At 70.6% G+C, this 11,111-nt stretch carries 1 protein-coding gene (only partly in view); it reads left to right on the forward strand.

Translation table 11 applies throughout. The features are described 5' to 3' along the window. On the forward strand, positions 1-11,099 hold the 3' portion of the coding sequence (locus ABH941_RS04000) for an SDR family NAD(P)-dependent oxidoreductase (RefSeq protein WP_370127145.1). It extends 16,921 nt beyond the left edge of the window; only the last 11,099 of its 28,020 coding nucleotides appear in the window; the start codon falls outside the window, past its left edge; its stop codon occupies positions 11,097-11,099. The last annotated feature ends 12 nt before the right edge of the window (positions 11,100-11,111 follow it).

The raw sequence follows: 11,111 nt of genomic DNA on the forward strand, positions 1-11,111 counted from the left end.
TGCGGGGCCTGGCAGCTGTGGCGGCGGGGGAGTTCTCGCCGGGCGTGGTGACCGGTAGTGCCGCGAGCGGTGGCCGCACCGCCTTCCTGTTCGCCGGACAGGGGTCGCAGCGCCTGGGGATGGGCCGGGAGCTGTATGACGCGTTCCCGGTGTTCGCCGAGGCGTTCGACGCCGTGTGCGCCCTGGTGGACGCTCCGCTGCGCGAGGTCGTGTTCGGGGAGGATGCCGGGCTGCTGAACAGCACGGCGTTCGCCCAGCCGGCGTTGTTCGCGGTTGAGGTGGGGCTGTTCCGGTTGGTGGAGTCGTGGGGGATCCGGCCGGACTTCCTGGTCGGCCATTCCATCGGTGAGCTGGCCGCCGCCCACGTCGCCGGGGTGCTCTCGCTCAAGGACGCCTGCCGTCTGGTGGTGGCGCGGGGTCGGTTGATGCAGGCGCTGCCGACTGGTGGGGCGATGGTGGCGTTGCAGGCGTCGGAGGCGGAGGTGCTGCCGCTGCTGGAAGGCCAGGTCGGCATCGCGGCGGTCAACGGCCCGAACGCGGTCGTGGTGTCGGGTGTCGAGGCGGCGGTCGACGGACTCGCCGAGCACTTCCGGGGCCTGGGTCGTAAGGCGACCCGGTTGCGGGTGAGCCATGCGTTCCACTCGCCGCTGATGGAGCCGATGCTCGCGGAGTTCCGCCAGGTGGCGGAGAGCGTGGACTACCACGAGCCGCACCTCGCGATCGTCTCGAACGTCACCGGGCGAATCGCCACGGCGGAGGAACTGACCTCCCCCGAGTACTGGGTGTCCCACGTCCGCCAGGCCGTGCGCTTCGCCGACGGCATCGCGTGGCTGGAGGAGAACGGGGTCACCCGGTTCCTGGAGCTGGGCCCCGACGGCACGCTCACCGCGCTGGCCCAGGAGTGCCTGACAGCGGACGACGCCCTGCTCGTACCTGCCCTGCGCAAAGACCGTCCCGAGGCGCTGAGTGCGGTTGGTGCCTTGGCGCGGCTGCACGTCAATGGTGTGCCGACGCTGTGGGAGGCGGTGTTTGCCGGTACCGGTGCTCGTCGGATCGTTCTGCCGACGTATGCGTTCCAGCGTCGTGTGTTTTGGCCGAAGGGGGCGGGGTCGCGGTCGGGTGATCTGGGTTCGGTGGGTCTGGTTGGGGCGGGGCATCCGTTGTTGGGTGCGGTGGTGGCGATGGCGGATTCGGATGCGGTGGTGTTGACGGGTCGGTTGTCGGTGCGGGAGTTGCCGTGGTTGGCGGATCATGTGGTGGCGGGTGTGGTGTTGTTGCCGGGGACGGCGTTTGTGGAGTTGGTGCTGCATGCGGGTGATCAGGTGGGGTGTGGGTGTGTTGAGGAGTTGACGTTGGAGGCGCCGTTGGTGGTGTCGGAGCGTGGTGGGGTGCGGTTGCAGGTGGTGGTGGGTGGTGTGGATGAGTCGGGTCGTCGGTCGGTGGGTGTGTTCTCGCGGGTGGACGATGAGGTGTGGGTGCGTCATGCGTCGGGTGTGGTGAGTGCCGGGGTGGGGGTGGTGGCCGGGTTCGACACTGCGGTGTGGCCGCCGGCGGGTGCGGTGGCGGTGGGGTTGGACGGCTTCTACGAGCAGCTTGCACTTGATGGATACGCCTATGGTCCGGCGTTCCGGGGGTTGCGGGCGGTGTGGCGTTCGGGTGGGGAGGTGTTCGCGGAGGTGGAGCTGCCGCAGGAGCAGCAGGCGGATGCCTCCGCCTACGGGCTGCACCCGGCGCTGTTGGACGCGGCGCTGCATGCGTGGCTGGCGGCGGGGGCTGGGTCGGGGCGGGTGAGTCTGCCGTTCTCGTGGAGTGGTGTGTCGCTGTCGGCCTCGGGTGCTGCCTCGCTGCGGGTGCGGTTGACCCCGCGCGGTGCCGACGGGTTCGGTGTGACGGTGGTGGACGGCCTGGGCGGTGTGGTGGCCGCGGTCGAGTCGCTGGTGCTGCGTGAGGTGTCCGCGGAGGCCTTGAGTGCCCCGCGGGGTGGGGTTGATGGATTGTTCCAGGTGGATTGGTCGCCGTTGCCGGTGGTGGCTGCAGGTGGTGGTGCGGTGGTTGTGGTGGGGGGTCTGGGGGAGGTGGATGTGGCGGCGGTGCCTGCCGATGTGCTGGTGCGGGTCGGGTCGGAGGGCGCCTTGGATCTGGTGCAGGGGTGGTTGGCGGGGGAGCGGTTTGCGGGTTCGCGGTTGGTGGTGGTGACTGAGGGTGCGGTGGGTGTGGATCGTGAGGTGCCGGATCCGGTGTTGGCGGGGGTGTGGGGTCTGGTGCGGGCGGCGCGGGCGGAGAACCCGGGCCGGTTCGCGCTGCTGGATGTGGATGGTTCGGCGGAGTCGTGGGCGGTTGTCGGGGGTGCGTTGGCTTCGGGTGAGCCGGAGTTGGCGGTGCGCGGGGGCGCGGTATTCGTGCCGCGCCTGGCGCGGGTGGCTTCGCAGTCGTCGGCGTTGGTGGTTCCGGGGGAGGGTGGGTGGCGTCTGGGCATTGTGGAGCAGGGGACCCTGGACGGGCTCGGCCTGGTGGAGTATCCCGTCGCCGCAAGGGAGTTGGGTGCTGGTGAGGTGCGGGTGTCGGTGCGTGCTGCGGGGGTGAATTTCCGGGATGTGCTGAATGCGTTGGGGATGTATCCGGGGGATGCGGGTTTGCCGGGTCTTGAGGGTGCGGGTGTGGTGACCGAGGTGGGTGCGGGTGTGGTGGGTGTGGGGGTGGGTGATCGGGTGATGGGGTTGTTCCCGGCGGCGTTCGGTCCGGTGGCGGTGGCGGATGCGCGTACGGTGGTGCGGGTTCCGGCGGGCTGGTCGTTTGTGCAGGCGGCGGCGGTTCCGGTGGCGTTTTTGACGGCGTTTTACGCGTTGGTGGATCTGGGTGGGTTGCGGTCGGGTGAGCGGGTGCTGGTGCATGCGGCGGCGGGTGGTGTGGGGACGGCGGCGGTGCAGGTGGCCCGTCACTTGGGTGCGGAGGTGTTCGGTACGGCCAGTGCGGGCAAGTGGGCGGCGTTGCGGGGGCTGGGTCTGGACGAGGCACACATCGCCTCCTCGCGTGACCTCGCGTTCGAGGGCGCGTTCGCGGAGGCGACCGGCGGCGAAGGCGTGGACGTCGTCCTGGACTCCCTGGCCGGGGAGTTCGTCGATGCCTCGCTGCGCTTGCTGCCCCGCGGTGGCCGGTTCGTGGAGATGGGCAAGACCGATGTGCGTGAGCCGGCTGCGGTTGCTGCCGCGCACCCGGGTGTGGGGTATCGGGCGTTCGACCTGATGGATACGGATCCGGGGCGGATCGGCGAGATGTTGGCGGTGTTGGTGGAGTGGTTTGAGGCGGGGGTGTTGGTGCCGTCGCGGGTGTCGGTGTGGGATGTGCGTCGGGCGCCGGAGGCGTTCCGGTATCTGAGTCAGGCGAAGAACATCGGCAAGGTGGTGCTGACCCTTCCGAGCGTCTTGGACGGCGAGGGTACGGTGCTGGTCACCGGCGGCACGGGTGGTCTGGGTTCGCTGGTGGCTCGTCGTCTGGTGTCCGGGCACGGGGTGCGGCATCTGGTGCTGGCCAGCCGACGCGGCCCGGCCGCCCCCGGCGCAGCCGAACTCGTCTCGGAACTCACCGAACAGGGTGCGGACGTCAAGGTCGTCGCCTGTGATGCCTCCGACCGGACGGCACTCGTACAGTTGCTGGCCGCTGTGTCGCCGGAGCATCCATTGACCGGCGTGGTCCACACGGCAGGGATCCTGGACGACGGGCTGCTTTCTGCGCTGACGCCGGAGCGTATGGCGGCGGTTTGCCGTCCGAAGGCGGACGCGGCTGCGAACCTGCACGAGCTGACGCAGGGTCTGGACCTGGCCATCTTTGCGGTGTTCTCCTCGGTTGCGGGGACGTTGGGGAATGCGGGTCAGGCCAACTACGGTGCGGCGAACGCCTACCTGGACGCTCTGGCCCAGGTGCGGCGGGCGGAGGGTTTGCCAGCGGTGTCGCTGGCGTGGGGTCCGTGGGCGCCGGGTGCCGGGATGACCAGTGGCCTGGGTGATGCGGATCTGCGGCGGATGGCGCGTAGCGGGATGCTGCCGCTGAGTGTCGAGCAGGGCCTGGGGTTGTTGGACACCGTCCTGGGTGCGGGGGCGGGTCTGGAGCGGGCGGTGGTGCTGCCGGTGAACCTGGACCTGGCCGCGTTGCGTGCGCAGGGCGAGGCGTTGCCGGCACTGCTGCGGGGCCTGGTCGGTTCTCCCCGTCGTCGCACGGTCGCTGCGAGCTCGCGGGCGGACGGCGTGGACGGTCTTGGTCAGCGGTTGCTGGGGTTGGAGCGGTCCGAGCAGGAGCGGCTTCTTGTCGAGCTGGTGTGCGGTCAGGTCGCGGCGGTGCTCGGGTATGACTCGACGGGTGAGATCGCACCGGAGCAGACGTTCAAGGTGCTGGGCTTCGACTCGTTGACGTCGGTGGAACTGCGCAACCGCGTGAACGGGGCGACGGGCCTGCGGTTGCCGGCGACCCTGGTCTTCGACCACCCGACCCCGGTGGCAATGGCTCGGTTCATCCAGGGCGAGGTACTGGGTAGCCAGGACACCGCCACGGGGGCGGTGCTGCCTGTGTTGGTGGCGGTGGACGATGATCCGATCGTGATCGTGGGGATGGCCTGCCGCTTCCCGGGTGGGGTGGAGTCCCCGGAGGACTTGTGGCGGCTGGTGGTTGAGGGCGGGGACGGAATCGGTGGGTTCCCGACTGATCGTGGCTGGGATCTGGACGGTCTCTATGACCCGGACCCGGACAGCCTTGGCCGGACGTACGTGCGCGACGGCGGATTCCTGTATGACGCGGCGTCGTTTGATGCGGGGTTGTTCGGGATTTCGCCGCGTGAGGCGGTGGCGATGGATCCGCAGCAGCGGTTGCTGCTGGAGACCTCGTGGGAGGTGTTTGAGCGGGCGGGTATCGATCCGGGTTCGCTGCGGGGCAGTCGGACCGGTGTGTTCGCGGGCGCGATCGCGCAGGATTACGGATCGTTCCTCCGGGAGTCCTCGGACGAGTCGGACGGGTACCTGCTGACAGGGAATACCGGCAGCGTTGCCTCCGGTCGGGTGTCGTATGCGTTCGGTCTTGAGGGTCCGGCGGTGACGGTGGACACGGCGTGTTCGTCGTCGTTGGTGGCGTTGCATTTGGCGGCGCAGTCGTTGCGGGCGGGTGAGTGCGATCTTGCCCTGGCGGGTGGTGTGACGGTGATGTCGACGCCGGAGATGTTTGTGGAGTTCAGTCGGCAGCGGGGGTTGGCTGTTGATGGTCGGTGCAAGGCGTTCGGTGCGGGTGCGGACGGGACGGCGTGGGCCGAGGGTGTGGGGATGCTGCTGCTGGAGCGGCTCTCGGACGCGCGCCGCCGTGGTCACACGGTGCTGGCGGTGGTGGCCGGCTCGGCGGTGAACCAGGACGGTGCGTCCAACGGGCTCACCGCCCCGAACGGCCCGTCGCAGCAGCGGGTGATCCGGCAGGCGCTGGCCGGGGCCGGGCTCAAGCCGCAGGACGTGGATGCGGTGGAGGCGCACGGCACGGGGACGAGGCTGGGTGACCCGATCGAGGCGCAGGCGCTGCTGGCGACCTACGGCCAGGACCGTGCGCCGGAGCGTCCGTTGTGGTTGGGGTCGTTGAAGTCGAATATCGGGCATGCGCAGGCGGCTGCGGGTGTGGGTGGTGTGATCAAGATGGTGATGGCGATGCGGCACGGGGTGCTGCCGCGCACCCTGCACGCGCAGGTGCCGTCCGAGCACATCGACTGGTCGGCCGGTGCGGTGGAGTTGCTGACGGAGCAGCGGGACTGGCCGCAGCTGGGTCGTCCGCGTCGCGCGGGTGTGTCCTCGTTCGGGATCAGCGGGACCAACGCGCACGTCATCGTCGAGCAGGCGCCGGTGCCGGAGCCTGTGGTCGAGGAGGCAGCCGCGGCGGCGTTGCCGGTGGTGCCGGTGGTGGTGTCGGGTGCGAGCGAAGGCGCGTTGCGTGGGCAGGCGCAGCGGTTGGTGTCGTTCCTGGAGGCGGCCGGTCCGGCGTTGGTGGATCTGGGGTTGTCGGCGGCGGTGACCCGTTCGGCTTTGGAGCACCGTGCGGTGGTGCTGGGCGCGGACCGGGAGGAACTGCTGCGGGGCCTTTCAGCCTTGGCGGCGGGGGAGTTCTCGCCGGGTGTGGTGACCGGCAGTGCCGCGAGCGGTGGCCGCACCGCGTTCCTGTTCGCCGGTCAGGGCTCGCAGCGCCTGGGGATGGGCCGGGAGCTGTATGCGGCGTTCCCGGTGTTCGCGGCGGCGTTCGACGCCGTGTGCGGACTGGTGGATGCTCCGTTGCGCGAGGTCGTCTTCGGGGATGACGCGGAGCTGCTGAACACGACTGAGTATGCCCAGCCGGCCCTTTTCGCGGTTGAGGTGGCGTTGTTCCGGTTGGTGGAGTCGTGGGGGGTCCGGCCGGACTTCCTGGTCGGCCATTCCATCGGCGAGCTGGCCGCCGCGCATGTGGCCGGGGTGCTGTCGCTGGAGGACGCCTGCCGTCTGGTGGTGGCGCGTGGTCGCTTGATGCAGGCGTTGCCGGCCGGTGGGGCGATGGTGGCGTTGCAGGCGTCGGAGGCGGAGGTGCTGCCGCTGCTGGAAGGCCAGGTCGGTATCGCGGCGGTGAACGGCCCGAACGCGGTCGTCGTCTCCGGCGAAGAGGCTGCGGTCGAGGGGATCGCCCAGCAGGTGCGGGACATGGGCCGCAAGGTGACCCGGTTGCGGGTGAGCCATGCGTTCCACTCGCCGCTGATGGAGCCGATGCTCGCGGACTTCCGCCAGGTTGCGACCCGCATCAACTACGAGCACCCGCGCATCCCGGTGGTCTCCAACGTCACCGGCCGGCTCGCCACGGCCGGGGAGTTGGCCTCGCCGGAGTACTGGGTGTCCCACGTCCGGCAGGCCGTGCGCTTCGCCGACGGCATAGCGTGGCTGGAGGAGAACGGGGTCACCCGCTTCCTGGAGCTGGGCCCCGACGGGACGCTCACCGCGCTGGCCCAGGAGTGCCTGGCAGCGGACGACGCCCTGCTCGTACCTGCCCTGCGCAAGGACCGCCCCGAGGCGATGACGCTGCTGGCCGCCATCGCCAAAACCTTCATCCACGGCGGCGAGACGGACTGGGAAGCGCTGTTCGCCGGTACAGGGGCGCGCCGGATCGATCTCCCGACCTATGCGTTCCAACGCCGTCTGTATTGGCCGACACCCGCACGGGCCTCGTCGGGTGACGCGATGGAGTTGGGCATGGCGGCGGTCACGCATCCGCTGCTGGGCGCGGCGGTGGGTCTGGCCGGGGGGGACGGGGCGTTGTTCACCGGGCGACTTTCCATGGGATCGCAGCCGTGGCTCGCCGATCATGTGGTGGCAGGTGCGGTCCTGCTGCCGGGAACGGCGTTCGTCGAGCTCGCGCTCCAGGCCGGCGCCCACCTGGGCTGCGGCGTACTGGAGGAGCTGACGCTGGAGGCGCCACTGGTGGTCCCCGAGCGAGGCGGAGTGCAGTTCCAGGTGGTGGTCGGTGGCCTGGACGACGCGGGTCGTCGGTCGGTCAGCGTGCACTCCCGGCAGGGGGATACCGCCGCCGTCGACGAGATGTGGGTGCGCCATGCCATCGGGGTGCTGGGCTCCGAGGCCCCTGCCGAGGCGACGTTCGACAGTGGAGTGTGGCCGCCGACGGACGCGGTGCCGGTGGCGCTTGACGGCTTCTACGAGCAGCTCGCACTCGACGGATACGCCTACGGCCCGGCGTTCCGGGGCCTGCAGGCGGCCTGGCGTCTCGGCGAGGACGTCTTCGCCGAGGTACGGCTGCCGGAGGACCAGCAGGCGGACGCCTCCGCCTACGGTCTGCACCCCGCCCTCCTGGACGCGGCGCTGCATGCCTGGTTGGCGGCGGGCGCCGAGGACGGTCCCGTGGAGGTGCGCCTGCCGTTCTCGTGGAGCGGTGTGTCGATGGTGGCCTCGGGCGCCTCGGCGCTCCGGGTACGGCTGTCCGGGCGGGGCGAGGACACGCTCTCGCTGAGCGTCGCGGACCCGACGGGACAACTCGTCGCGTCTGCCGATTCGCTGATCACGCGAGTCATCGAGCCGGGGTCGCTGTCCGACTCCCGCAGCGCCGCTGCGCACCGGGATTCGCTCTTCCGCCTGAACTGGACGAGCGTCGCCGATCCCGGTCCGGCCCGAGACGCTGTTCGCTGGGCGTCCGTCGGCTCGGGCGCGGAGCTCCTCGGGGCCCCGGTCGGCAGCTACCCCGATCTCGCCGCTCTCGGCGCCGCCGTGGCCGCGGGCCTGCAGCTACCGGAGACCGTGGTCGTCGGGTGCGGGCTCGAAGCCGTCGCGACCACGCCGGACGGCACGGCGGACGACACAGTGGAAAACGTGCGGACCGCCGTGCACCAGGCACTGGCACTCATTCAGGACTGGCTCGCGGACGACCACTTCGCCGGTTCGCGGCTGGCACTGGTGACCCGTGGTGCGATGTCGGTGAAGGACGACGAGCAGCCGGTCGATCTCGCCTGGGCCCCGGTGTGGGGACTGGTCCGCTCGGCGCAGTCGGAGAACCCCGGGCGCTTCGTGCTCGTCGACCTTGACCAGGACCAAAGCCAGGACCAAAGCCAGGACCAAATCCAGGATCACGACCACGACCACCCGCAGTCCGAACTGCTCGCCTCCGCACTCGCCTCCGGTGAGTCGCAGATCGCGATCCGTGGCGGCTCCGCCTACGTGCCCCGACTCGCGCGGGCCGCATCGGACCGGGGGTTGCTGCCGCCCGTCGGCACCAACGCCTGGCGCCTCGACGTCACCGCCACCGGGACCCTGGACAACCTGGCCCTGGTCCCCTGCCCGGAGGCCACCGCACCGCTCGCGCCCAACGAGGTGCGCGTCGCGATGCACGCCACCGGGGTGAACTTCCGCGATGTCCTGGTCTGCCTCGGGATGCTGGACCGTGAGGTCCCGGGCCGGGAAGGCGCCGGTGTGGTTGTCGAGGTCGGAACGGACGTCACCCGGCTCGCCCCGGGGGACCGGGTTCTGGGCATGTTCTCCGGCGCTTACGGACCGCTGGCCGTCACCGACCACCGCCTGCTGGCCCGGACGCCCGACGACTGGTCCGCGGTCGAAGCCGCCGCGGCACCGATCGTCTTCCTGAGCTCCTACCACGGGCTGGTGGATCTCGCCGACCTGCGTCCGGGTGAGGCGGTGCTCATCCACGCGGGAGCCGGCGGCGTCGGCATGGCCGCCGTGCAGCTCGCCCGCCACCTGGGCGCGGAGGTCTTCGCCACCGCCAGCCCCGGCAAGTGGGACACGCTGCGCTCGATGGGCCTGGACGATGCCCACATCGCCTCCTCCCGGACCACCGACTTCGAGGAGAAGTTCCTAGCCGCCACCGGCGGCAAGGGCGTGGACGTCATCCTGAACTCGCTGGCCCGGGAGTTCATCGACGCCTCGCTGCGGCTGCTGCCCCACGGGGGCCGCTTCATCGAGATGGGCAAGACGGACCTCCGCGACGCCCAGCAGATCGCCACCGACCACCCCGGCGTCCACTACCAGGCCTTCGACCTGCGCGATGTCGACCCCGACCACACCGCCGTGCTGCTCGCCGAGGTGCTCTCGCTCTTCGAGCGGCAGATCCTCCGGCCGCTGCCGGTGAAGACCTGGGACGTGCGCCGGGCGTCGGAGGCGTTCCGCTACCTCAGCCAGGCGCGGAACGTCGGCAAGGTCGTGCTCACCATTCCCACCGCCCTCGACACCAACGGCACCGTGCTCATCACCGGCGGCACCGGCACGCTCGGCGCGCTGTTCTCCCGCCACCTGGTCACCGTGCACGGCGCGCGGCAGCTGCTGCTCACCAGCCGCAGTGGCCCGGAGGCGCCCGGCGCGACCGAGTTGGCGGCAGAGCTCAGGGCGCTCGGGGCAAACGTCACCGTCGCCGCCTGCGACGCGGCCGACCGGGTCGCTCTGCGCGAGCTGCTGGCCGGCGTCCCCGCGGCACACCCGCTCACCGCCGTGATCCACACCGCCGGGATCCTGGACGACGGTGTCATCGAGTCGCTGACACCGGAACGGATCGACGCGGTCCTTCGCCCCAAGGTCGACGCCGCGTGGAACCTGCACGAACTGACCCAGGATCTCGACCTCTCCGCATTTGTGCTGTTCTCGTCCGTGGCGGCCACCTTCGGCTCCCAGGGGCAGGGCAACTACGCCGCAGCCAACGCGTTCCTGGACGCACTGGCCCAGCACCGCCGCACCCGGGGGCAGGTCGGACTGTCGCTGGCCTGGGGCCTGTGGGCCGGGACCGGTGGCGGCATGGGAGGCGAACTGGGCGAGGCGGACATCAAGCGGATCAGCCGGATCGGCCTGGCCCCGCTGCCCGCTGCGGACGGACTCGCTCTCTACGACACCGCGGTGACGGCCGATCAGGCGTTCCTGATGCCGACGTTCCTGGACTCGGCGACGCTGCGTGGGCGGGGCAGCGAGCCGCCCGCGCTGCTGAGGGGACTGGTGCAGGCCCAGGCGCCGCTCCGGCGAGCCGCTGCCGCCGACGCGACTGCCGCCGGTGCCTCGGAGTCGTTCGCGGACCGTCTTCGACTGCTTCCCGCGGACGAGCGCGAGCGGGCCGCCTTCGACCTGGTCCGCAGTCACACGGCCGCGGTCCTCGGCCATTCCGATGCGGACGGCGTCGAGACCGAGCGGCCGTTCAAGTCGCTGGGCTTCGACTCGCTGACGGCGGTCGAACTGCGCAACCGCCTCAACGCGGCGACCGGACTGTCTCTGAAGGCCACGTTGATCTTCAGCTACCCGACACCCGCGGCCCTGGCCCGGCATCTGCTCGACACATGCGCGCCGAAGGAGGCGCCGCGGACCTCCGAAACCCTGTTCGCGGAGATCGACAAGCTAGAGAAAGCGCTAGTCGCAGCCGCGGTATCTTCCGATGGCGCGGCGGGCGCCGATGGGACCGCCGGCTCGAACAGCGATGTCCACAGCCGGGTCACCGCCCGGTTGCGCGAACTCCTGTCGCAGTGGAGCGGCGGGGCCGAAGGAGTGACAGACGATGCCGTGCTCGATGCGGCCACGGACGACGAGATGTTCGACCTGATCAACAAAGAGCTGGGCATTTCCTGAGTCCGCCCGCGG

Origin of the sequence: Streptacidiphilus sp. EB103A (genome assembly GCF_041261405.1) — a bacterium.
GTDB lineage: Bacteria > Actinomycetota > Actinomycetes > Streptomycetales > Streptomycetaceae > Streptacidiphilus.